Source organism: Gimesia chilikensis, from assembly GCF_007744075.1.
GTDB lineage: Bacteria > Planctomycetota > Planctomycetia > Planctomycetales > Planctomycetaceae > Gimesia > Gimesia chilikensis_A.
The window spans coordinates 2,807,980-2,831,938 of sequence record NZ_CP036266.1; the positions used below are offsets into that span (position 1 = coordinate 2,807,980).

At 52.8% G+C, this 23,959-nt stretch carries 21 protein-coding genes; 18 read left to right on the top strand and 3 right to left on the bottom strand.

What is annotated here, in order from left to right; all coding sequences use genetic code 11:
- The first annotated feature begins 89 nt into the window (after positions 1-89).
- The 14 genes from HG66A1_RS10570 to HG66A1_RS10635 all read left to right on the top strand — a co-directional run bounded on the left by HG66A1_RS10570 (position 90) and on the right by HG66A1_RS10635 (position 14,524).
- The gene (locus tag HG66A1_RS10570; protein ID WP_145183143.1) at positions 90-1,781 is read left to right on the top strand and encodes a flagellar hook-basal body complex protein; all 1,692 of its coding nucleotides are present in this window, start codon (positions 90-92) and stop codon (positions 1,779-1,781) included.
- A gap of 66 nt (positions 1,782-1,847) precedes the next feature.
- On the top strand, positions 1,848-2,042 hold the full coding sequence (locus HG66A1_RS10575; RefSeq protein WP_145039414.1) for a flagellar FlbD family protein: 195 nt from the start codon (positions 1,848-1,850) through the stop codon (positions 2,040-2,042).
- Between the two features lie 113 nt (positions 2,043-2,155).
- Positions 2,156-2,935, top strand: coding sequence for a motility protein A (locus tag HG66A1_RS10580; RefSeq protein WP_145183145.1), 780 nt, complete (start codon positions 2,156-2,158; stop codon positions 2,933-2,935).
- Positions 2,936-2,971: 36 nt separating this feature from the next.
- Positions 2,972-3,700 carry a flagellar motor protein MotB gene (locus tag HG66A1_RS10585; protein WP_145183148.1) on the top strand — a complete coding sequence of 243 codons (729 nt, stop codon included), beginning with the start codon at positions 2,972-2,974 and terminating at the stop codon, positions 3,698-3,700.
- Between the two features lie 156 nt (positions 3,701-3,856).
- On the top strand, positions 3,857-4,414 hold the full coding sequence (locus HG66A1_RS10590) for a hypothetical protein (protein ID WP_145183151.1): 558 nt from the start codon (positions 3,857-3,859) through the stop codon (positions 4,412-4,414).
- A gap of 28 nt (positions 4,415-4,442) precedes the next feature.
- Entirely contained in the window at positions 4,443-5,135 is a 693-nt protein-coding gene (gene fliN, locus HG66A1_RS10595) for a flagellar motor switch protein FliN (protein WP_197997090.1), read from the top strand.
- A gap of 73 nt (positions 5,136-5,208) precedes the next feature.
- Positions 5,209-6,108: a FliO/MopB family protein gene (locus tag HG66A1_RS10600; protein ID WP_145183153.1), complete on the top strand. Its 900-nt coding sequence runs from the start codon at positions 5,209-5,211 to the stop codon at positions 6,106-6,108.
- Positions 6,101-7,042 carry a flagellar type III secretion system pore protein FliP gene (gene fliP / locus HG66A1_RS10605; RefSeq protein WP_232102235.1) on the top strand — a complete coding sequence of 314 codons (942 nt, stop codon included), beginning with the start codon at positions 6,101-6,103 and terminating at the stop codon, positions 7,040-7,042. The genes HG66A1_RS10600 and fliP overlap by 8 nt, the downstream gene beginning before the upstream one ends.
- Positions 7,043-7,095: 53 nt before the next feature.
- Positions 7,096-7,362 (top strand): flagellar biosynthesis protein FliQ, encoded by a 267-nt coding sequence (gene fliQ / locus HG66A1_RS10610; RefSeq protein WP_145039433.1) that lies wholly within the window; start codon positions 7,096-7,098, stop codon positions 7,360-7,362.
- 37 nt (positions 7,363-7,399) lie between these two features.
- Positions 7,400-8,389 carry a flagellar biosynthetic protein FliR gene (locus HG66A1_RS10615; RefSeq protein ID WP_145183159.1) on the top strand — a complete coding sequence of 330 codons (990 nt, stop codon included), beginning with the start codon at positions 7,400-7,402 and terminating at the stop codon, positions 8,387-8,389.
- A 22-nt stretch (positions 8,390-8,411) separates the two neighbouring features.
- Positions 8,412-9,491: a flagellar biosynthesis protein FlhB gene (flhB, locus tag HG66A1_RS10620; RefSeq protein WP_145183162.1), complete on the top strand. Its 1,080-nt coding sequence runs from the start codon at positions 8,412-8,414 to the stop codon at positions 9,489-9,491.
- A 203-nt stretch (positions 9,492-9,694) separates the two neighbouring features.
- Positions 9,695-11,032, top strand: a complete 1,338-nt coding sequence (locus tag HG66A1_RS10625) for a PP2C family protein-serine/threonine phosphatase (RefSeq protein ID WP_145183165.1) — start codon at positions 9,695-9,697, stop codon at positions 11,030-11,032.
- A 144-nt stretch (positions 11,033-11,176) separates the two neighbouring features.
- On the top strand, positions 11,177-12,739 hold the full coding sequence (locus HG66A1_RS10630) for a sensor histidine kinase (protein WP_145183168.1): 1,563 nt from the start codon (positions 11,177-11,179) through the stop codon (positions 12,737-12,739).
- 390 nt (positions 12,740-13,129) lie between these two features.
- A complete protein-coding gene (locus HG66A1_RS10635) occupies positions 13,130-14,524 on the top strand; it encodes a sigma-54-dependent transcriptional regulator (protein ID WP_145183171.1) in 1,395 nt (464 codons plus the stop codon).
- A 122-nt stretch (positions 14,525-14,646) separates the two neighbouring features.
- On the opposite strand, the gene lexA is transcribed toward HG66A1_RS10635, so the two are convergent.
- Positions 14,647-15,249 carry a transcriptional repressor LexA gene (lexA, locus tag HG66A1_RS10640; protein WP_145039453.1) on the bottom strand — a complete coding sequence of 201 codons (603 nt, stop codon included), beginning with the start codon at positions 15,247-15,249 and terminating at the stop codon, positions 14,647-14,649.
- 737 nt (positions 15,250-15,986) lie between these two features.
- On the opposite strand from lexA, the gene HG66A1_RS10645 reads away from it, so the two are divergent.
- From HG66A1_RS10645 to HG66A1_RS10660, 4 genes are all read left to right on the top strand, one after another.
- Positions 15,987-17,015, top strand: coding sequence for a DUF1559 domain-containing protein (locus tag HG66A1_RS10645; protein ID WP_145183175.1), 1,029 nt, complete (start codon positions 15,987-15,989; stop codon positions 17,013-17,015).
- The gene (locus HG66A1_RS10650) at positions 17,012-17,857 is read left to right on the top strand and encodes a DUF1583 domain-containing protein (protein WP_145183178.1); all 846 of its coding nucleotides are present in this window, start codon (positions 17,012-17,014) and stop codon (positions 17,855-17,857) included. Before HG66A1_RS10645 ends, HG66A1_RS10650 begins: the two co-directional genes overlap by 4 nt.
- Positions 17,858-18,009: 152 nt before the next feature.
- Complete coding sequence (locus HG66A1_RS10655) at positions 18,010-20,241, top strand: alpha/beta hydrolase family protein (RefSeq protein ID WP_145183181.1); 2,232 nt, start codon at positions 18,010-18,012, stop codon at positions 20,239-20,241.
- Between the two features lie 134 nt (positions 20,242-20,375).
- Positions 20,376-21,914, top strand: coding sequence for a HEAT repeat domain-containing protein (locus HG66A1_RS10660; protein WP_145183184.1), 1,539 nt, complete (start codon positions 20,376-20,378; stop codon positions 21,912-21,914).
- A 9-nt stretch (positions 21,915-21,923) separates the two neighbouring features.
- Here HG66A1_RS10660 and HG66A1_RS10665 read toward each other — a convergent pair whose 3' ends face one another.
- Both HG66A1_RS10665 and HG66A1_RS31935 read right to left on the bottom strand, forming a co-directional pair.
- Positions 21,924-23,096 carry a tetratricopeptide repeat protein gene (locus HG66A1_RS10665; protein WP_197997091.1) on the bottom strand — a complete coding sequence of 391 codons (1,173 nt, stop codon included), beginning with the start codon at positions 23,094-23,096 and terminating at the stop codon, positions 21,924-21,926.
- A 258-nt stretch (positions 23,097-23,354) separates the two neighbouring features.
- Positions 23,355-23,948, bottom strand: a complete 594-nt coding sequence (locus tag HG66A1_RS31935; protein WP_194242668.1) for a hypothetical protein — start codon at positions 23,946-23,948, stop codon at positions 23,355-23,357.
- Positions 23,949-23,959 lie beyond the last annotated feature (11 nt).

A 23,959-nucleotide genomic window follows, 5' to 3' on the forward strand; every position in this document is an offset into this window, starting at 1 on the left:
TACTGCTGTAGTACGGTTCTGACTGATGCTGCGCAAAAACGAACCTAAGGATTGGGTATTAACCTGGTTGATTCAACCGAGGAGTTGTCATGGGATTGACGTCTGCATTAAATACATCATTGGGTGGTCTGAGCCTGAATGAAACCAGCATCGATGTGTTGGGTAACAATATCGCCAACGCTGGCACCAATGGTTTTAAAGCCTCTAATGTGCTGTTCACGACGCAGCTTGCTCGAACCTTGAGTGTGGGTTCACGTCCTTCCTCCTCAAACGGCGGTACGAATCCCCGACAGATCGGTCTGGGGGCCTTGAGTGCTTCGATTCGTAAAGACTTCACCCAGGGGAGTGTGACCAACAGTACCAGCCCCTCCGACCTTGCGATTCAGGGGGATGGTTTCTTTATTCTGGACAGCCCCGATGGTCAGGTTTACTCCCGGAATGGTAACTTCGAATTGAACAGCTCGAGTCTGTTGACCAACCAGAGCGGTTATCTGGTACAAGGGTATGGCGTCGACGAAGACTTCAACCTGGTTAAGACCACTTTGACAGACATTAAAGTTCCCCTCGGGGACTTGAACGTGGCCCAGGCAACCAAGAATGTTGAGATTGGTGGTGCATTACTGCCGACCGGGGAAATTGGAACCCAAGGCTCGATCTTGACGACAGGGAACTTAACCGATGCCGGGAACGCGAACGCTGCCATTACTGGTACGACATTGCTGACCGACATTGAAGAAACGATTGGTACGCCGCTGTTTACCCTGGGAGAAACACTGTCATTTACGCCCAGCAAAGGGGGGCGAACTCTGGAACCATTGACCATGCAGGTTACGGGAACCACGACTGCCGCTGATTTTGCCAGCTTTATGGACCGAACCCTGGGGATTCAGAATGGCGGTGGCATTCCCAATGATGCGACCACTGGCGCTCAACCAGGAGTGACGGTAACTGCCGGTGGTGCTTTTCAGATCGTGGGGAATTCCGGGAGCGTGAATGATATCTCGGTGACCATTGGTAATATTACTTCCGATGGCTCAACTGTTCCGATGGCATTCACGAAAAGTGAGTCTGCGAATGGTGAAAGTGCCATTACCGACTTCGTGATTTTTGACTCGCTGGGTGAACCGGTGACGATGAAGATGACCAGCGCGCTGGAATCACGCTCTTCCAACAATACGGTCTTCCGCTACTTCCTTGAGAGTGCAGATGACAATGATGGTGATATCGCGGTCTCCAATGGGACGATTACGTTCGACAGTAAGGGGAATGTGACTAACTTCACCCCTTCTACATTCGGGATCAGCCGGGTCAATACCGCTGCTGATGAAATGGATGTGTCCATCGACCTTTCGAACATCTCCGGTATTTCGTCTGCGTCGGCAGGGAGTACTTTGAAACTGGACCTGCAGGATGGTTCGGATCCGGGAACGCTGTCCAGTTTCGTGATTGACGAAACGGGGATTATTAACGGCGTGTTTGACAACGGGATTATCCGGACGCTGGGACAGGTGACACTGGCCCGATTCTCCAACCCACAGGGTTTACTGGAAAGTGGGAACTCCACGTTCCAGGAAGGGGTCAGTTCCGGTCCTCCGTTCCTGGTGACGCCGGGTAACTTTGGTGCCGGTACGATTCGTGCCGGTTCAATTGAACTTTCCAACACCGACGTCGGTCGAAACCTGGTTGACCTGATCGTGGCTTCCACGAACTATCGAGGGAACGCCCGTGTGATCAGTTCCGTACAGCAGCTGGTTGACGAACTGCTGGTGCTGGGACGTTAATCGGATGGTTAAGCAGGGTTCCGGCAGAGGGGCTGGTTTGACCACCGCCCCCGGGAGACTGGTGGCATGATTAAATTGACCCGACTGAATGGTGAAGAGTTTGTTGTCAACGCGGAACTGATTCAGAGTATTGAAAGCAGACCCGACACGTTTATCACTTTAACTTCGGATGATCGCCTGATCGTGCGGGAAAGCGTGGAAGAAGTTGTAAAACGTGCGATCGCTTATTCGCGTGCGATTCGACTGGCGCCCGGGCTGTGAGACAGATTCTGAGTGATTGAGCAATTATAACTTGTGATGGTGAGGGGCCTGCTCTCCGGTTTGCTGCGATCCGGATTTGAGTGAGTCCACTGACATCAGGGACCTTGATAGAAATGGATAAGGCAACAGCCGGCGGACTCGTTTCAGGCATCATTTTGCTGCTGCTGGCGATTTTCATTGCGCCAGGGTCAAGCTTCAGTGCCTTTATCGATATTCCCTCAGCTGCAGTGGTGGTCGGGGGGGCGATCGCAGCCTGTTTCATTGCCTTTCCGGGGGCAGCGATGCTGCTGTTTCCGAAGGTGCTGAAGAAGGTATTCTTCCCCAACCAGCCGGAACTGGCTCCCGTGATTTCTCAGATCGTTGAGTTTGCTGAAATCGCCCGTCGCGACGGTATTCTAGCTCTGGAAGCCAAAACGGAAGAAATCGAAGACCCTTTCATTCTGCTCGGCGTTCAGATGGCGGTGGACGGGACCGACGTGGATCTCATGGAACAGATTCTCCGCACGGAAATGGAAGCTGTGGCCGGCCGTCATAAAAACGGCAAATCTCTGATGGATACTGTTGGTCGATATGCACCGGCATTCGGGATGATCGGAACCCTGATGGGGCTGATCATCATGCTGGGAAACATGGATGACCCGGAAGCCATCGGCCCCGGTATGGCGGTGGCGTTGATCACGACCCTGTACGGGGCACTGGTCTCGAACCTGTTCTTTCTCCCTTTTGCCGACAAGCTGGCTTATTACAGTAAACAGGAATTCCAGGTTCGGGAAGTCATCATTAAAGGGCTGATTGCAATTCAGGAAGGGGATAATCCCCGAGTGATTGAGCAGAAGCTGAATACCTTCCTGCCGGCAGACCAGCGTGTCAGCAAAGACGGTCAGGCTGCCTGATGTTCTCAATCGGTCGAAGGAAAGGAGGCAATTCAGATGGCGATGCCTGAAGAAGACGGACCTCCTGGCGTTCCGGAATGGGTGGTCACCTATGGTGACATGATGTCGCTGCTGCTGACCTTCTTCATCATGCTGGTGTCCATGAGTGAGATCCGTAACGACGAAGGATCCGTGCGTGCCATGCTGGATTCGCTGCGGGAGCGATTCGGAACGCATCACGGCACAGCCGCCGTGCCGGGAAAATCGCTGGACCCTACCAGTAACCGCAGTAAGCCCGCCTCCAAGGGGACCAGCTCTGACGGGGGGACTAAAATGGGTAAAGCGGACTCATCGGGAGGTGGAGGTCCTTTCAATACCGTAGAACGAATTAATTCGGGAACCGAGGTGACCCTGGGGGGGGCTGCCTGTTTTGATCGGTTTTCTGCGGAGCTGACTCCTGCGCTGAAGAAAAAACTGGATGTGATTGCGGAGGTGCTGCTGCCCACTCCCAATCGGCTGATCGTACGGGGGCATGCCTCGCCCGAGCCTTTGCCAAAGGACTCAAAATTCCTGGATTCCCAGGAACTCTCTTTCTATCGGGCCAAAAATGTGGCAGAGTACCTTAAGGACAAGGGAATTGCACCCGAACGACTGATTGTCAGTTCAGTGGGAGATGCTGAGCCACGGACCATCACACGCGACCCGCAAGAGCAATACTTGAATCGTCGGGTTGACGTATTTTTGATTGATGCGTATATAGACACTCCGCAGACAGGTAAGCGTTGAGTTCTACAATCAATTCTGCCTGATCGGCATTCCGGAAATCGCTTTGTAATCAAATACAGAGCCTGATTGGTCTAATCAAAACCGCCGAAGTGGATGCAGAGGGGTACATGATGTGCCCCTGCGCCAACAGAGTGCGAGAGTTCAAGGAGGAGACTCGTGGCAACAGACACCGAAACAGAAGAGGCAGGTGTCGCAACAGAGGCAGTGGCATCCCCCGAAGAGAGTGCGGCCGCTTCCGGCCAGTCCAAGGCCCGGTTACTCAAGATTGGTGGCCTGTTGCTACTGGTCATCATGCTGCAGGTCGGGATCTCCTACTGGCTGTTGACACCTGATAAACCGGCGGAAGTCGCGGAAGAATCTCTTTCCAGGGAAAGCGAAAATCTGCAGGTTACCACGGCTGAAGTGAACATTGAAAACTTCAGCGTGACGAACAATATCGCCGAACCCGGAGCAACCATCCATGTGACCTTCAACCTGGTGGCGCTGGTTGAGCAGGGCGCAGCCGGTGATTTTGAAACCATGGTCAAAGAAACGAATAAAGCCCGCGTCAAGCAGGCCGTGATTGAAGTTGTCCGTAAGTCGAGCCTGGCAGATCTGAATGATCCCCAGTTGAGTACGATGAAACGGATGATGAAAGAGTCGATAAATAAAGTTCTCAAGAAGAGCTATGTCATTGAGACGGTCATCAGTGAATACCGCACAATGACGCAATAGTGCCTCCCCGGCAGAACAGGATACGATTGTGGCTGAAGATAATGACGATCTTCTGGATCCTTCCGAAATTGAGAAGCTCTTAAACTCGCAGGGACAGAGTGCGCCTGACGAACCTCCCTCTGGCGAAAGCGCCTCTCAAAGTGCGGGGGACGACCTGCTGGATCCCTCCGACATCGAGAAACTGCTGCAGAATGCAGGTTCGAACGAGGGGGCGAAGCCAGCCGGTTCCGGAAATGTGGTCAATAATGATGATATCGATGGATTGTTCAGCCAGCATGGTGCGTCATCAGATCAGTCCGGTAGCCCGTTTTCCGCATCGCATGCAGAGACTGAGGCGCTATTGAATCAGGCGGAAGCCAATCTGGCGGCAGCAATTTCTCCTAACCTGGGGCCGGGCCATGGTATCCCCGGAGATCTGGGAGGAACGAAGGCATTTGAGTTTCCGAATTTTGAATCAATGACAGGCAGCCCGGAAGAGGCGATGGCTCTGTCATCTCTGCAGAATGTCGAACTGGATCTGTGCATCGAACTGGGACGTACGGAACTGCTGATCGAAGAGGTCCTGAAAATGAAAGAGGGAGTGGTTGTTCCTCTGGACAAACTGGCGGGGGACCCGGTCGATATTCTGGTGAATGGCCGCATTATTGCCCGGGGCGAAGTCCTGGTGCTGAACGATAATTTTTGTGTCCGTGTTGCCGAGATTATTTCTCCCGAACTTTAAGAGTAACGCCGGGGAAGGGAGTTTCCCGGCTGAGTGAGCCCCCAATCCCGTAAGAGGCGACGTAAAGGATTCCATGATTCGTCTTTGCATTCTTGCCGTACTGACGTTGCTCTGCCTGCTGATCTCAGCGGTGCGAAGCCAGGCAGCCGAACCTGCGTATCAGTCGCGGCCATCTGAATTTCGCCAGCCCCGTGAGATGTCCGGTAATCCCAATACGTATTCCCGGACGGCACAACGGGGAGTGGCTCCGACTACCATTGGTCGGGAGAGTTTGAATCGGCCGCAGCCGGTCAATTCCGGAATCGCTCCCTCACAGACGCGCAGTCTGCCTCAACAGAGAATGCCCTCAGAAGCAAAGACGGTTGCGAATCCGATTACTCCCCTGGATCGACAGAAACAGGCAAATTCAACAGCAGAAGATCAGGCATCTCCACGACGGGTGCCTTCCATCTGGGGGACATTCGGTGCGCTGGCACTGGTGATCGGCATAATCCTGATCGCTGCGAAAGTGATGAAAAAACATAATCCTTTGTCTGCGAAAACGCTGCCTCGCGAAGTGCTCGAAGTTCTGGGAAAACGGCCGTTGGATGCCCGTCAGACCATTCACTTCGTGAGATGCGGCAATCGGATCCTGATTCTGGGATCATCGCCCGCGGGTCTGGAGACCTTGAGCGAAGTTCTGGATCCGGTCGAAGTCGATCTGATTACCGGAATGTGTCGCGAACAGGCGGACTCTTCTCGTGCAAATCAGTCGTTCCTGAACCTGTTTCAATCGACTCAGCAAAAGACACCACCAGCGCGTACTGAGCGAAAGCCGGAACGTGTGCAACCTCCGGTACGTTCTGAAGCGGAGCCTGAAACAACTCAGGACGAATATCCCGAATTTGATTCTGCCATGTCCCGGTTGCAGCAGAAACTGTTACAGCCTTCCCGTCATTCCCTGAATGAAACCGGGGACCGCGATCATGTTTAAGCGGAGCGGGGGGGGACAGCTCCGAAATCTGGGAGCCTGGTTGTGTCTGTGCTGGTTACTGACAGGGACAGACGCTCTGCAGGCACAGACCACAGCGCAGAATCAGGCACTCTCTAACCAGGGAGTGGGCAGTCAGAGTCTGCAGAATTTCCCGGCGCAGGCCGATCCCAACGTGCAGCCTGCTTCTGCTGAGAAATCAGGAGTTCCCGAGCTGCTGAATGTGGAGCAGATGACGTCACCGGAAGGTCTGAATTCGACTCTCAAGCTGTTTCTGTTACTGACTGTATTAAGTCTGGCTCCGTCGATTCTGATCATGACGACCTGTTTTATCCGGTTTGTGATTGTATTCGGATTGTTACGTCAGGCACTGGGAACGCAGCAATTACCACCGAACCAGGTGCTGACTTCCCTGAGTCTGTTTCTGACCTTCATGGTGATGGCTCCCATCTGGGAGAAAGCCTACGAGGAGGGAATCGTCCCCTATACGAACCAGACTCAGCAGGCTCCAGTGTCGCTGGAAGACGCATTTGAAAAGACGGTTGCTCCCCTGCGAAAGTTCATGAGCGATCAGATTGAACTCACAGGTAACAGTGATACGGTCTGGATGTTTCTCGACTATCAGCGACCGCTGCCTGGTTCTCCCGGAGCCGCGGAATATAAAGCACCCAGCGACTACGACGAAGTCCCTTTGAGTGTGTTGCTGCCGGCCTACATGTTGAGCGAAGTCAAAACCGCGTTTCTGATCGGCTTCCAACTGTATCTGCCTTTTATTGTGATCGACATGGTGATCAGTTCGATTCTGATCAGCATGGGGATGATGATGTTGCCCCCGGTGTTGATCTCATTACCGTTTAAAATTCTGTTATTTGTCTTGATTGATGGCTGGTTACTGACAGTAGGCATGCTGCTGGAGAGTATCAGGGCCGTAGGATAAATCCCGGCGCTCCCGTTGCGCCCGGAATAGCGTGAAAACACAGGTGTGAGTTTATGGATACGTCAACCGTTGTGGATCTGGGGCGAGAAGGACTGCTGATCATGCTGGAAGTCAGCGGCCCGGTGATGCTGACCGCCGTCGTGGTCGGTCTGGTGATCAGTATCGGCCAGGCGGTGACCCAGATTCAGGACCAGACCATCAGTTTCGTGCCTAAAATCATCATGATGGTGCTGGCGATTCTGTATACATTGCCCTGGATCACAGCATTGATGATGGAGTATAGCACCAGTCTGATCACCAACATTCCGTCGCGGCTCTGAAGCCGACCTCGAAACCTGAAGTAGTGAAGAGAAGGCCGTGAGCGCACTGCTCGATCAATATCTGTTGAATCCCATTTTGCAGCTGGCGCCTGGTCAGATTCTGCAATGGGCGATGCTGCAGTTCTATGCCTTCACGCTGGTCCTGGTTCGGATCAGCGGTCTGATGATTATCGGGCCTGTATTCGGGCAGCCGATCTTTCCGACGAATATCCGGGTGCTGTTAATTGTGTGCCTGTCGATTCTGATCACCCCGACGCTGCACGAACAGGTTACCGTTGGTTTCTATCAGCTGGATGCCAATCAGGATCAGCGACTCAGCCAGGATGAAGTGCCCGCGCATCTGCAGAAACGCTTTGAGGAGCTACTCGTCAGCAGTGGTCGCCAGGGAGAACGGGAACTGACAGTCAACGATTACCGCTTCGTCACGCATATGCCGGCGTCTCTGTTGGATTATGCCTGGTCGATTCTGGGTGAGTTGACACTGGGCTTTGCCCTGGGGCTAGGGGTATTTCTGATTCTGTTAAGTCTGCAGATGGCCGGTCAGATGATTGATCAGCAGGCGGGGATGGCGCTGGGAGAAGTCTTCAATCCCGGCTTTGACATGAACGCGTCGTTGAGTGGCCAGTACCTGTATTATGTGGGGATCGCGGTCTTTCTGCTGATGGAGCCGATTAATGGTCATCTGCTGATGCTTTCGGCGTTGATCGATACGTTCCAGATCTTTCCCGTCGGCGAGGGGATTGTCTCAACCAATACGCTGGATCTGTTGCAGGCCCTGATGCATCAGTCGCTGGTGCTTTCGGTAAAAGTTGCCGCGCCCCTGCTGGCGATCAGTGCCCTGATTTCGCTGGCGATGGGGTACCTGGGACATACGGTTCCCCAGATCAATGTGCTGGTGATCGGCTTTCCGATTCGTGCGATTGTCAGTCTGGTCGTCCTGATCTTCACCCTGTCTGGCGCCGCTGACATTGTGGTCGAATCGATTCCCAGTGCCATCGATCAGATCAGCCGCAGTACCGTGATGTAGTTCGAATTGAGATTCATTCAGCATGGCAGAGAATGATACCGGAGAAAAAACAGAAGACCCGACGGATCGCCGGCGCAATGAAGCCCGCGAGAAGGGGAACATTGCGAAAAGTACCGACCTGAATGCAGCGGGGATGATGCTGGCGACAGCGGGTGTGCTTTACTTCTTTGCGGTCAGTCTGAGCCACGACATGAAGAATCTGATGGAAGCGACGCTGACCAGCCCGGTCTGGCTGCGTGTCGATACCGCGGTCATCATGGAACGCGTGCAGGCGATCATTAAACAGTTTCTGCAGGGATCTGCTCTGACGATGCTGATTCTGTTTATCGCTGCCATCATCCTGAATATCGTACAGGTCGGATTCATGATGACCCCGGATGTGCTGCAGATCAAATGGGAACGCCTGAATCCGATTGAAGGTGCCAAACGAATCGTTTCGATTCGCGGACTGGTCAAGCTGGGAGTCAGCCTGGGAAAAATTACGCTGCTGGTGCTGATCGCGGTCTGGTTCAGCTACCTGGTGTTCCCGAATTTTCTCGCGTTGATGGGGGCACCTCCCGAGACCATTATGCGCGACATTTTTAATTCCTCGATCGAGCTGGGCATCCTGCTGGCACTGGCGCTGATTATCCTGGGAGGTCTGGATTTTGCCTTTCAGAAATGGAAGCATGAAAAAGACCTGATGATGAGTAAGCAGGAAGTCCGCGAAGAGATGAAGTCGATGGACGGGGATCCGCTGATCCGTCAGAGACGCCGCGAAGCACATCGCAAACTGGCACTCTCGCAGGAACTCTCCCAGGTCGCGAATTCCGATGTTGTGATCACCAACCCGACCCATATTTCGATTGCCATCAAGTACGATCCGGAGAAGATGCCGGCACCGGTTGTTGTGGCCAAAGGGGCAGGGGAGATCGCGTTGCAGATCCGGAAGATCGCCAATGAACATGGGATTCCGATTATCGAACGGAAGCCGCTGGCGCGACAGATGTATCGCGATGTGAAAGCCGGCGAGGAAATTCCTTTCGAACTGTACGAGGTCTTTGTCGAGATCATGGCCTACGTCTATAATCTGACCGGAAAAACGATGCCGGACGCCCGCTGATCAGCGGCAGCAACCTGATTTCCAGACAAAGATATGCAGAGAGTGGCGATCTGGATTCTATCGGGAAATCAGGAGAATTCTGCGGGTTTTCAGTAAAAACACAGAATTCATAAAGTGTGCACTGGTGTTTGATTTGCATTCTCACCAAGATATGAAATAGTAAAGTATCTATGCACTGTAGTGGCTTGTTTTGAGGGGATTCAATGCGTTGGGAACATCCAGTTCAGTTCGCATCGCAGAGTGATGTTGGCTTTCGACGACGGAATAATGAAGACTCCATTTCCGTCCGGATCTGTAAAGATCAGGAAAGCTGGCGGGACCATGGGCATTTCTTTCTGGTCGCCGATGGAATGGGGGGGCATGCTGTTGGTGAACTGGCCAGCAAGATCGCCTCTGAAACCGTTCCGCATACCTTCTTCAAAAACAAGCCGGGCCCTGTTGCTAAATCTCTGAAAACCGCCGTCGAAATTGCCAACCAGGCGATTCATGAACGGGGGATGGCCAACCGCGAATTCATGCGGATGGGAACGACCTGCAGCACGCTCTGTCTCTGTCCCGAAGGGGCCGTGATCGGTCATGTCGGCGACAGCCGGGTCTATCGCGTCCGCGAGAACCGGATCGACCAGCTGACCTTCGATCACAGTCTGCAGTGGGAGCTGATTCGCCAGGGACGGATGAAGCCGGAAGAGGTTTACCTGAATGAGCCACGGAATGTGATTACGCGCTCTCTGGGACCAGAGCCGGTGGTCAAAGTCGATATCGAAGGACCCTACCCGGTGCTGGAAGGGGATCGTTATATTCTTTGCAGTGACGGGCTGACCAGTCATCTCAAGGATGATGAGATCGGGATGATCTCCAAGTATCTCGATCCGAGTGATGCCTGTCGGCTGATGGTGAATCTGGCGAACCTCCGTGGCGGTTCCGATAATATCTCAGTGATCATTGTGCGGGTGGGCGATTTGCCTGATGGGAATCTTCCACAGCAGCAGGAGCCTGATGCTGAACCAGAGATTGAACTGGAGAAAGACTACCGGGAGTGGTTGTGGCTGGCGGGCGTCTGGGGAGCTTCGCTGATGGTGGCGACCGGCATCGTGATGTGGTTGCTGACCCAGTTTAACAAAGGGGAGTTTCTGGCTTTTGGCGGCATGTCGCTTCTGGTGATGCTGCTTGTCAGAAAAGTGTTCGCCCAACGGGAATTCGGTAAAAATAAGGACTACCTGGATAATAAAACCGTTGAGTGGCGGCCTTATCGGTCAGAGCGACTGAAGTTCAACACTGATTTTCTGCAGTACCTGACCACAATGGAATCAGAGTTACAGCGGGCTGCGATGGAAGAAGAGTGGACGATCGAGTGGTCGAATCATAATAAAATTTATTATGAGGCTAAGGAAGAACTCGAGCAGAAGAAGTACCTCAAAGCCTTTCGCGATTTTTCACGGGCCATCGATATTCTGATGACCGGTCTGCATTCCTATCGGAAGGAAATGGTGCACCAGGCACGCTGGAAGAAAAATCCCCCCACGTCTCAGCAGGGTGAGTAAGCGTCGGCCCGTATGGATGCCCCGTCTGTCCTTTTTGTACACCTGCAGGATATTGCCGATTTAACATTGGACTTCTGCAGTGAATCCGGTATGATCTGGCACTTATTTCAGAGGATCTGAAGGACTTGTGACACGGAGGTCGGTGTGTTCTTTACACAAACAATCAGGCGGAAACTGGGTGTCGGACTGGGGATTATCTTCTTCATGCTGATCCTGCTGGCCTATGGTGCGGTTTCCGGTCTGCTTTCCTATCAAAATACGGTGGCAGACTTTAAATACTCGCTGGACAGCCTGCCCGATCGCGATCGACTGATCGTATCCGTCGTCTCCCTGAATGAACCGCTGCAGAAGATCCGTCATTCCCGTCCCGCTGCCAGTGCCCATTATCAGCAGAAATTTAAAGAACAGCTGCAGGATGTGAAAGATAACGAAATTCCAGGCTTTCTGCAGAAGGTCGATCGCCTGCCGGATCCTTCCCTGTCGACGTGGCGCGGATTTGTTAACTCCCAGTTCAGTCAACACAGTGCTGTTATGAAACGCCTGGACCACCTCTCCCTGATGGCGGAGCAACTGGAAGATCCCAAGCAGAGGCTGAAGGTTGCTGAGCAGATGATCCTGGAAGTGGCCCATCTGGAAAGCCTGATTCTGGAAGTCAAAGAAGTCCCTTCCAGCATGAAATCGGTGATTGAGCGGGCATCGCGGGTCTATCGTTCCCGCTATAACCTGGTCTGGGTCACATGCCTGATAGTATTTATTACCTTCGGCTGTCTGATCTGGTATGGCTACAAAACCGTCCTGGCTCCCATCCAGGAACTGCACTCCGGAGCTCGCATTGTGGCCCAGGGGCATTTTGACCATCATTTCGAAATCAAATCGCGCGATGAAATGGCTGAACTGGCCGAAGCCTTCAATAAGATGACGCAGCGATTCAAGGAAAAACGGGACGAATTGAATCACAAAGTGGATGAACGCAGCAGGCAACTGGTGCGGTCTGAGCGACTGGCGGGAATCGGTGTGCTGGCTGCCGGGGTGGCCCACGAGATCAATAATCCGCTCTCTGCGATTTCCATGGCTTCCGAATCCCTGCAGGGCCGAATGGGAGATTTGAAGCCACACTGCCCGGAGGATGATCTGGATGTTGTAGAGCAGTATCTGGGGCTGATTCAACGCGAAGCAATGCGCTGTCGGGACATTACCTCCAAACTGCTCGACTTCTCTCGCGGTCAGAATTCGGTTCGCAGCGAAAATGATCTGGTGGCCGTCATCGAAGAGGTTTGCTCGATGGTCAGCCTGATCAAGCGTCTCAAAGGACGGAATATCCAGTTTTCCCCGCCGGGAGCCTGTTGGGCCGAGTTTAATCCGGCCGAGATCAAACAGGTTGTGCTCAATATCATGACCAACGCCCTGGAATCCATGGAGGTAGGGGGCAGTCTGGAGATCCAGGTTCGTGAGCATGTCGATTCTGTGACGCTCATTTTCAAAGACGACGGCTGTGGTATGTCGCCAGAAGTCATGGATAGTCTGTTCGATCCCTTCTTTACTCAGCGGGCCGATGGAACCGGTACCGGACTGGGCATGTCGATCACGCATCGGATCGTGAAGGACCACGGTGGTGAGATCGAAGTCGAAAGCGCAGGGCCGGGAAAAGGGAGCACATTTTTTGTGGAGCTTCCTAAAAAAGCCAAGCTGCAAAGTAAGGCTGCATAAAGATTTAGAAAGCCTGCTGGAGAACCGTTTTTCTCTGATTCTCCGATTGCCACGATTTTCAAAATCTGATATTACACGTCTCTCCCCACTAATGATTCACACAAAGTTAACGATACAGGAGAAAATGGATGTTCTCTGTACAGCAGATTGCTCTCGATAATTCCTATCCCGATCTGATGCAACTCGTGCAGAGAAAGGTCGTGGCTGATCTTCCGGTTCCGGAGAGGTCAGTGTGAACGTTGATCCTCGAAAAGCAGTCGGGGCCTCCTTTCAGGAACAACTGCTTTTCAGAGCCTTTCCCCGATTCCTTCCAGAATACCATTCGGTTAAGAAATTTGTTAAATGGCTTTCTCTTTGACAGGATGTCAAAGCAGGAAGAAGGAGCACAAGTTGAGTAATTCGGTTAATAAATTACGGGTCTTGTTTGTCGATGATGAAGCAGCCATTCGTGAGGTGATGCGCATCGAACTGCCCCGGATGGGACATGATGTTACCATCTGCGAGGACGGTCAGTCGGCATTGACGGCACTGGATAAAATCACATTTGACGCAGCGATTGTCGACCTGCGGATGCCTGGCTTAAGTGGCTGGGATGTGATCGATCATATCAATAAAGTCTCTCCTGAAACCGAAGTGATTATCAGTACCGGTCACGGGAGTATTGACGAAGCGATCCAGGCGATCCGCCGCGGCGCGTATGACTTCCTGCCTAAGCCCTGTAAACTGATTGATATTGCGACCGTACTGCAGAAAGTGGCTGACAAACGCTCGCTGCAGAACAAGAATTTCGCACTCGAGTCACGGCTGAAAAGTGTGGAAGGCCCGTGTCAGATCGTGGGCGAAACTCCACCGATGCTGCGAGTGAAAAAGCTGATCGAGAAGATTGCACCGACCGACTCGACCGCGTTGATTCTGGGTGAAACCGGGACCGGTAAAGAACTGGTGGCGCGTCGTGTTCACGATTTGAGTGCCCGTGCATCAATGCCGTTTGTGCCTGTGAACTGTGGTGCCCTGCCTGAAAACCTGGTGGAGAGCGAACTGTTCGGTCATCGCAAAGGCGCGTTCACCGGCGCAGATACTCCCCGTAAAGGGTTGATTGAAATTGCAAACGGCGGAACCCTGTTCCTGGACGAACTGGGTGAGCTGGATAAAACGATGCAGGTCAAATTGCTGCGGTTTCTGGAATCCGGCGAAGTCCGCCGTGTGGGTGACAGCGAGACATTCCACGTTGACGTGCGAATCGTCTGTGCAACCAACCGGGATCTGCAGGAAATGGTCGGTGAGGGAACCTTCCGTGAAGACCTTTATTTCCGGGTGAATACGTTCGAAATCAATCTGCCTGCGTTGCGGGAGCGGAAAGGTGATATTCCGGAAATCTCCCGGGTACTGCTCAAGCGGCATCTGAAAAAAGATTCCATTCCCCAGGATATTCTGGCTCCTGAGACCGTCGAAATTCTTCAGGAATACGACTGGAAAGGGAACGTGCGGGAACTGGCAAATGCGTTGGAGCATGCCGTGATTCTGTGGGATGGCGTGCAGATCCAGCCTGCGGATCTGCCTTCCAATCTGACACGAAATTCTTCCGTTCCGATGTCGGGTTCGACCAGTGTGAACTGGACCGAAGGGATGGAAGGTAAGACATTACGTGATATCGAGATGGAAGTGATTTATCACGTTCTGGATAAGCACGATGGAGACAAACCCAAGTGTGCTGCCGAGTTGGGAATTGCCTTAAAGACACTGTATAACAAGCTGAATCAGTACCAGACCCGCGCTGCCGGCTGAAGTGCAGGGATCGCTGGCTGTTTGGGATACAGTGAAAAAAAATGCTCTGGTGAATTACCAGAGCATTTTTATTTGAGTTTTACCAGCCTGTGACTCAATGAGCCAGGGGCTGAATTCGCGGCTTAGTATTTACGGATGACGCCGGTGACGACTCCCAGGATGTCCACATTTTTGGAGTAAATGGGCTGCATGCTGGAGTTAGCCGGTTCGAGACGGATCCGATCGCCTTCTGAGTAGTAGCGTTTCAGAGTCGCTTCCTGACCATCGACCAGAGCAACCACAATGTCACCTTCTTTGCAGGTGTTCTGTTTGTGGACGATGACGTAATCTCCATCAGCGATCTGATCTTCGATCATGGAGACCCCTTTGACTTTCAGGCAGAACTGATCATCCGGGTCGAACAATGGTCCGAAGTCGATGTGCTCATCATCCTGTACGGCGAGTACGGGACTGCCGGCAGCGATTTGACCAGCCAGAGGCAGACGAGTCCGTTTCTGGGAGTGGTCACAGAGCTGAATCGCACGAGACATGTGAGACTCGCGGGTGATCAGCCCTTTTTTCTCAAGAGCTTTGAGGTGACACATCACACCATTGGGAGAGCGGATGCCAAAGTTGGCACCGATTTCACGCACGGTGGGGCCGTAGCCACGATTGATAATTTTGTCTTTCAGGAAATCGTAGATCTCCTGCTGTCGTTGGGTAAGGTTTGCTTTGGTGCCTGCCATAACAAAGTACCTCGTTTCTGAATTCTAAGGTGAACTAATCATTGATTCCTGAAACGGCCAGGAATTCTCATTGTTGCCTCAGGCCACACCGGACCTGAGTTAAGAAAAAAGCCGCATACGGATTCAGGAAAATAACAGTAGAGGGTGTTATTGTGAAAAACTAAAAAGTCCTGAATTTTGTATGTGCCCTTATTCTAGTATACTAGCGTGTACAGGACAAGTATGGGGCCCTAAAAACAATCGCGTTTCAACAGCCCCTCAACGGGTTTTGTGGAGAAATTCAAAAAAACTGTTTATAAGTGGCTAAATAACAACGCTTTATAATTTGTCTAATTAAAACGGGCTGACTGATGTTTTTCTGAATATTTGATAAAATGTTCATAGATCAGGCCGGCAGATTCAAAAACAGGCTCTGAAAACTTAAGAAACCCTGTTAACCAGCGAATCGAAACCAGAGAGAGATAGGTAGATACACGGATAACAACCAGTAGTTGTTTGATAGTTGTCTATCTCTGAAAGTCTGACCAATATCAGGTTGCCACTAATTAGTTGTATAGTGAGCCTGTTTTCCTACCCGTGAAATTCAAAATTTTCTGGTAAATTTAGGTAAATTTTAGATTAGGTGAAGAAAAGTAAGTGCAGGGAAGGTCTTACTGAGTGCAGGCATTCTATTTCGTGATCTGTCGCCAGACAGGCTCCGCTGAGTTCTGGCGTTAAAGAGAAAGGGGAACGCCCTGTTGTCTACTGACTACTCGAAACGGTGCGGATTCACCCTGATCGAAATTCTGGTGACAATCACCATTATCGGTCTGCTGATTGCGCTGTTGATCCCCGCGGTTCAAGCCGTGCGTGAAGCTGCACGTAAAATGCAGTGCTCCAATAACCTGCATCAGCTGGGGATTGCCGTTCAGTCCTACCATGAAGCGCACTCGGTGCTCCCGTTTGGCGTGGGCCTCGACTATGACGGTCCTGTTTCTTCACTGGGCACACTCGAAGACCGTCGCTATTCCGCGCATGCCATGCTGCTGCCTTATCTGGATCAGTCAGTGGTTTATAACCAGCTTAATTTCAACGTGGCCCCGTTCTATCCGTTTGTGAATGCGGCCAACGACGATCAGCAGGAACTGGCCCGTCGATTTGATGAGGTCATTAACGGCCCCGCTGCTGCGGCTCGACTGGAAGTCTTTCTCTGCCCCAGTGATCTGGATCGTCTGCAGAGTCGCTGGGGGCCCAATAATTATCGCACGTGCAACGGAAGTTCCTGGTCCGGGCGGGAAGGGAATGGCATGTTCGGACAGATCAGCAGTGTGAAACTGGACGATGTCAAAGACGGGCTTACCAACACGGCGATGTTCAGCGAACACGTTAAAGGGAGCTGGGATGATACGCTCATCGATCCACTCTCTGACCTTTATAATCTGCAGGGAGTCTGGACCGAGAGCCAGTTCAGTGATGCCTGCGGTCGCCTGACCCCTCAGACTGCGGGGGCGTATCAGTACGATGTGGAATCGGGGCAGACCTGGCTGGCAGGGAACATGAACTGGACCCGCTATAACCATGTACGGACGCCCAATCGCACGAACTGTAAAAATGGTTTTACCTGGGACGGAGTGATCCTGAATGCGACCAGTTGGCACACGGGAGGGGTCAATGTATTGATGGGAGATGGGAGCGTGCGTTTCGTCAATGAAAATATCAATGATGAACTCTGGCGTGCCTTGGGTACCCGATCCGGAGGCGAAGCGATCTCAGGGGCAGGCATATGAAGTGTTATCTCACTGCTGTGTTGATCCTGATTCTGGGAGGCGTTCCCGCGCCGGTGCTGGCGCAATCCGAGACCCGCGAAGCCTATTTCAGCTTTCGTGGGGAAGAGTTCGATAATAAACTGCTCGTTCCCCTTGGCAGGGGAACGGTGCGGTTGTTTCAGCCCCGTCCTGAAGGTTTGCTGTTCCGGCTTCCTGCAGGGCATAAGCTCCCCGCGCTGGGGATCAGCCCCCGTTTCCAGATTGAGGGGGATTTTGAAATCACTGCTGCGTACGAAGTCCCCGTCTGGAAGGATCCGAAAGCCGGCTATGGAATGGGACCGAGTCTCTACCTGAAACTGAATGACGAGACTGGGTCAGCAGTCGCACTGGGACGTCTGCTACGTCCGGGAAAGAAGCATGTCTTCAGCTCCATGCTCTCAAGTACGGTGGATGAGAAACGCAACTATGATGTGAAACTGTATGACACCAGCGTCAATTCCGGGAAATTAAAACTGGTTCGGACCGGGGGACTCTTGAAGTTCCTGGTCACGGAAGATTCTCCGAATGAGTTTCGTGAGTTGGGGCAGGTGGAACTGGGAACCGCCGACGTGGAGTTGCTGCGTCTGGGAGCTCAGCAGAGCGACCCGGAAACGCCGGTCCAGGTGCTCTGGAAAGATTTGAGTATCAAAGCCACCGGGTTTCCGAACCATCCCGATTCCCTCGCGAAAGGGAAACAGCTGCATGTGCCCAGCTATCATCCGGCACCTCAACCCGAATCCTTTTCCTTATATTGGAGCCTGGCAGCAGGGATTGGCCTGGTCGTGGTGATCGGTGGCGTGATCTGGGTGCGAAAGCGCGGTTGAGCCTCTCCGGGACGAGAGTGATCGCTGTCGTTAAAAAGTCTGCTCAGGCTGGCATGGCCTGCTGTTTTCCGGTTAGACTGGATGAATTCCTAACCTGCTGAGGGTTCAGCAAGACGACTCTGATACGTTAATCCATCCAGGAAAGCGGGGCGATGATGTTGCAGAAAGACGATCAGTTCTCAATCGAGCGCAGAGAAGCATTACAGAATATCGGCTGGGCTTTATTGTCAGCAGGATTGCTGCAGGCGGGATCCCCGGCGGGAAGTGTGTTTGCGGCAGAGCAGGGCCCCGGTTTCAAAGACAGCCGGCTGGGAGAACTGAAAGATCTGAATGGTTATTTCCCCTTCACCCCCAGTGAATCTCCTGAAGCCTGGGAAGAGCGTGCTGCATATGTGCGGCGGCAGATCAAAGTCGCAGCCGGCGTCTGGCCTGAGCCTGAAAACACAAAGATTAACGCCACCGTACACGGCAAAGTGGACCGGGATGAATACACGGTTGAAAAAGTCTTTTTCGAAAGCTCCCCCGGTCTGTATGTGACGGGGAATCTGTATCACCCCAAAGGCAAGCAGGGACCGCTGCCGATGGTGCTCTCGCCACATGGTCATTTCCAGGACGGTCGGTTTTATGACAGTGGTGAAACACGTGTCAAAGCGGATATCGAAGCAGGAGCGGAGAAATACGAAGTTGGCGGTCGCTATCCACTGCAGGCCCGCTGTGTGGAACTGGCACGTATGGGGTGCATGGTCTTTCATTATGACATGCTGGGCTACGCGGATGGGGTCTGCCTGAGCTACGATCTGATTCATCGTTTTGCGAAGCAGCGTCCGGAGATGTCGAGCGCCAAAAACTGGGGACTGTTCAGCGCGCAATCGGAACTGCGGCTCATCAGCGCACTGGGGCTGCAGACGCTGAACTCCATCAAGGCCCTGGACTGGGTCTGTTCGCTGCCCGAAGTGGATCAATCCCGAATTGGAATTACCGGTGCCAGTGGCGGGGGGACGCAGACATTCATCCTGGCCGCGATCGATGACCGCATCAAGGCGGCTTTTCCGGCGGTGATGGTTTCGACTGCGATGCAGGGGGGCTGTACCTGTGAAAATGCGACCTATCTGCGGATTGAAACGGGGAATGTGGAGTTCGCGGCACTGGTGGCGCCACGGCCGCTGGGAATGACGGCTGCGAATGACTGGACCAAAGAAATAGAAACCAAGGGGCTGCCCGAACTCAAACAGCATTTCAAAATGATGGGAGCACCGGAGGATGTTGAGGGGAAATATTATTCCTTCCCTCACAATTACAACTATGTCAGCCGGGCAATGATGTATGAGTTTTTCAACAAGCACTTCAAGCTGGGGCTGGAGTCACCGATTGTCGAGGCTGACTTTAAACCGCTGACGAAAGAGGAAATGACCGTCTGGAGCAAGGAGTATCCAGCGCCGCCGGGGGATGAGCAGTCCGAAGTTAAAATTCTACATACGCTGGCACGCAACAACGCCCGCCAGATCGAAGCACTGACACCCCACGATCAGACATCGCTGGCGGAATATCGTCGCGTGGTGGGGGGAGCGATTGAGGTAATGATTGGGCGTACGTTGCCTGCGGCTGAAGATCTGGAAACCGAAACCATTTCTGAAGATCAGCTGACAGGTTATAAGCAGTACCATTCACTGATTAAGAATCAGCGATTCGGTGAAGTGACGCCGGCGCTGTTCTGTCTGCCCGATCAATGGAATCGGAAAGTGGTGCTCTGGCTGACCGATGCCGGAAAGTCCGGATTACTCAAAGCAGATGGAAAACTGGTCGATCCTGTGCAGAAGCTGGTCGATGCGGGGACCGCGGTCGCCGGGATTGATGTATTGTACCAGGGCGAATTCAAACAGATTCAAGCTGCCCCCAACGAGATGCCTGTCGTCAAGAATCCACGTGAATTTGCCGGCTACACGCTGGGCTATAATCATCCGGTCTTTGCCAGACAAGTGCACGATATTCTGAATGCCCTGGCGTATTGCAAGTATCACGAGAGTCAGCCGCAATCTATCGCAGTGGCAGGCTTTGGGTTTTCCGGAGTGAGAGCTGCTGCTGCGTGTGCCCATTCACCGGAACTGGTCAAACAACTGGCAGTGGATCCCGGTGGCTTCCGCTTTGCAGAGATTACGAACATTCGTGATCTGCGTCTCTGGCCTGGCGCTGTGAAATATGGAGATGTGCCGGGGCTGCTCTCGCTTTGTGAACCCGCCGCACTCTGGCTGGCCAGCAGCTCGGCCGCTGTCCCGAAACTGGTACAGTCGACTTATAATTCAGCAGGTCTGTTGAACAAGGTGGAACTCTTCCAGGGGAAAGCGAACTCCCAGAACGCGGCGGTCGACTGGCTGCTGAAAGGCTGAGTGCCTATGGAGTGATTTCGCTTTCCCGCAAGAAAGCAGGTGCATTTTCCAGCAGTGGCTGTATACTGATGGATATGGTGTCTGTACGCTTTGGTCGCCGGAGTTCTGACAGGAAATGAGCAGGGGAGAGTTCGATGCACTCAAATACATTCCGGGAGTTACGACGTTGCTTCGGTCTGGTTCTGTTCCTGACCGCAGGTTTGCCTGCGTTGTTGTCTGCTGCCGATCCGGTCGCTTTAAAGTATCAATGGAAGCAGGGGCAGGAGCTGGCTTATCGAATTGAGATCGAAGTGGATCTGGAAGATTCCACAGAGTTGCTCAGTGGAATTGAGCAGTACCGTGTAACAGAAGCGACAGATCACAGTCTGACGATCCGCTGTACCGGGAGCTTGAATTCAATCCGTAATATTAAGCACAAGCAGGGACGCCGGCTGATTATCCCGCCTGCGCCGCGGATGCCTCATTCGAATCCCTTTGCAGGACTGACTGGCAGCATGGCCGGGGTGATGAATCCCCATGAGATCGTGATGAATCGGTTTGGGGAAATCGAGACGATCAAAGGGTCATCGCTGCTGCCGTATCTGATCGGGCATTTGTCTCAGATCAATCTGATTCCGCTTTCTCCCGCTGGTAAAGCGGAATGGTCTGAGCAGGACAAAGCGAAGATTTCGGTGATCTCATCCGACCGGATGGCACTTCCGTTCCGAGGGCCGAATGTTGAGAAAACGCTGGAAGCCAAAAAGTCGACCGAATATGTGATCGAAGCGGAGCAGGGGAATCTTGTGACGATCAAGGTTCAGCACAGCTATCGTACGATTGCAATGGTCGAAGACGGACCTGAGGTGGAACTGACGGGCTCGGGACAGATTCAGTTTGACAAACAACAGGGCGCGGTCAAAGAGCTTAAATTGAATTACAAAATGGTGCGACGCAGTGAGTCGTCGACCCATCGGATCCCGATTACGATCACATCGCATCAGCTGACCGCGGAAGAGCTGGCACAACAGCAGGCTGCGCAGGCCGAGTTGCGCAAGAAGCATGAAGCTGAAATGCAAAAGCGGGAAGCGGCAGCGAAATTTGAGGTCCCGAAAAACCTGGATGCAGAGCTGACAGGGATATTGCAGGATCTGTCGACGACGAATCTGCTGCAGCGTAAAGCGGCTCTGAAAAAACTGATTCAGGCGAAACCGACGAAGAAAAATCCGGAAGTGGCGCGGATCCTGATTGGACTCCTGGAGAGTAAAGACATCACCATCGTTAAGGATGCTTCCGAAGCTCTGGTAGTCTGGTCCACCAAAGAGAATATACCCGCCATGATTCAACTGTTGCCCGAAGTTAATATTCTGGGACAGGAAAACGTGATGCAGGCTATTTTGCAGCTTCAGACCGATGAGGGGACAGAGGCGGTTGCTGGACTGTTGTGTGATCGGTCCAGAGCTCATCAGGCGGGGAATCAGCTGATTAAGTACGGCAGTGATGCAGAGGATGCGGTACTGGAACAGCTTGCCCCTGAAGATTTTCTGACAACGGTGAACGTGATGCGCGTCTTGAAAGAGATTGGCACGGAAAAGAGTCTGAAGAAAATCGACGAAGTGACACGCACCACGAAGAATAAAAGTTTCCGTTTTCAGGCTGCCTCGACGGTCAGAGCCATCGAGGCGCGCGTCAAGTAGTCTGTGACATTATGGCTGTGCGAGTTCACCCGGTGCACGAAACAGGGGTTCTTCCGAAGCAGCAGTCTTATCCTGGGCAGGTACTTCATTCGAAATACGAATGATAACCGGTGCTTCCTCTTCGATTTCATCGAGTGATCGGAAGGGGTTGATTTCCAGAGGAGCCTCTTCCCGTTGTGGTTCAGGTTTCGTTTCCACTTTGGGCTGAGGGATGGTCCGGGTTACAACGGGTTTGGATTGAACAGATACCGTTCGGGTAGCGGTTTTAACCGGTGCCGGATTATCAGGGATTTTCCGGAAGGGTTGTACTTTAACCGGCGCTGCCGATTCCATTTCTTCCTTCAGTGAGACCTGGCTGATCAGCTTGGTTTTCTCAGGGGCTGGTTTGCTTGGTGCCAGTGTTTCGCGTTGTTGAGCGCGGGTGTCTGCAGAAGCTTTCAGGCTGGCCAGTTGTGTGGGTTTATCCAGTGACGGGGTCTTCTGCGGTGCAGTTGCTTTCGCACTGGTCTGGGGCTGTGTCTGTTTTTCAGCAGACGCTGCTGCCAGTTGCTCTTCCGCTTCTGCTGTCTTGTGGGCGAGCATGCGATCTCTCAGCAATGCCAGTTCGGCTGCTCCCTGTCCAGCGGAAGTCAGATCCGGGTCTGCCGAGAGGGCGAGGTCGTATTCCTTGAGAGCCAGTTCTCCTTCGCCGCGCTGGGTATGAATATAGGCGACGTTGGCATGCGCTTCTGCTTCCGACATGATGTTGCGGAACATGGTATAGCTCTCTTTGAAGCGTCCCTGATGCCCAACAACCAGCGCGAGGTTATTCATGATCCGTGGGTTTTTAGCATCGTTCTGCAGAGCAGCGGCGAGTGCTTTTTCAGCGGCTTCATACTGGCCCCGCTGGTAGAGGGCATAGCCGAAGTCGTTCAGCACTTCTGAGTTATTCGGGTCAAGCTGTTTGGCCTGAGTGAAATAACGGGTAGCTGCAACAGTATCGCCCAGGTGCGAACAGACAATCCCCAGGCGATGGCAGGCCTTCACACTGTGCGGGTTCTTTTTCAGGTAAGATTCGTATTTCTCCCTGGCGCCGATCCACTCTTTCTGTCTCTCCATTGAGCGAGCGGCAGCGAGAGCGTTCTCGTCTTTTTCTTTCCCACCGGGAAGCACAGACTTCACTTTGGAAACGTGTGTATTCAACTGCGTGCATCCCTGGAAAGTGAGAGTGCAGAGGATCAAAGTTGAACAAAACAATCCATTGCTGTTCATAATTGTGTCCTGGCGTTATTTCAGACTGATTTCGGTTTCGATCGAAACCGTGGTGAGAGCGTCGAAATTAAAAGGACGCTTTCAGAGATTGTGACTGATACGACTCGATTAAACCGTTATAAAAAGTGGACGGATCCCCCGAAGAATCCGTCCACTGTAGTTGAGGTTGCTCAGCAGGAAACTTCCGGCTTAGAAGAAGCCGATTCCACCGCCGCCGCCACCGAAGCCGGAGCCAAAGCCACCGAAGCCACCATATCCGCCTCCGTTACCATTGTTACGGAAACCGTTATTGTAGGCACGGTATGCTTCAAACCCTTCAAAGCCTGGTGTGAAGGCCGGAGCAACAACCACCCGTTCGTCAGCATCCTGCACGTTCATCGCCTGCAGCATTTTGACGATGACGTTGCGACGATGCATGTCCAGATCGTCGTTGCCATGAATCGGGTACTTGTATTCAGATTTTTCTGCGACAGACATGGAGCTGGGCTCGATCACCACCGGGAACGGAGTGGAAGCCATGCGGACCGCAATCTGCTTGATGTGGTCTTCGCCTGCAGCATTCAACTTGGCAGTGGAGCCGACGAATTCGCTTTCAACGATTACGAAGTCGGAGGCTTCACCATTTTCTTCCTGCTTCTGCCAGATATCATCACTGATGGTTCCCAGCGGGGCTACAGAATCGTGAGGGATCTGAGCCTGGTAACCTTTGTGGTGGCAACCGCTGACCAGCAGTGCTGCTAAAGCAATAGCAGGCAAACTTGCAATTTTGGGTTGTATTGACATCGTTTAATCCC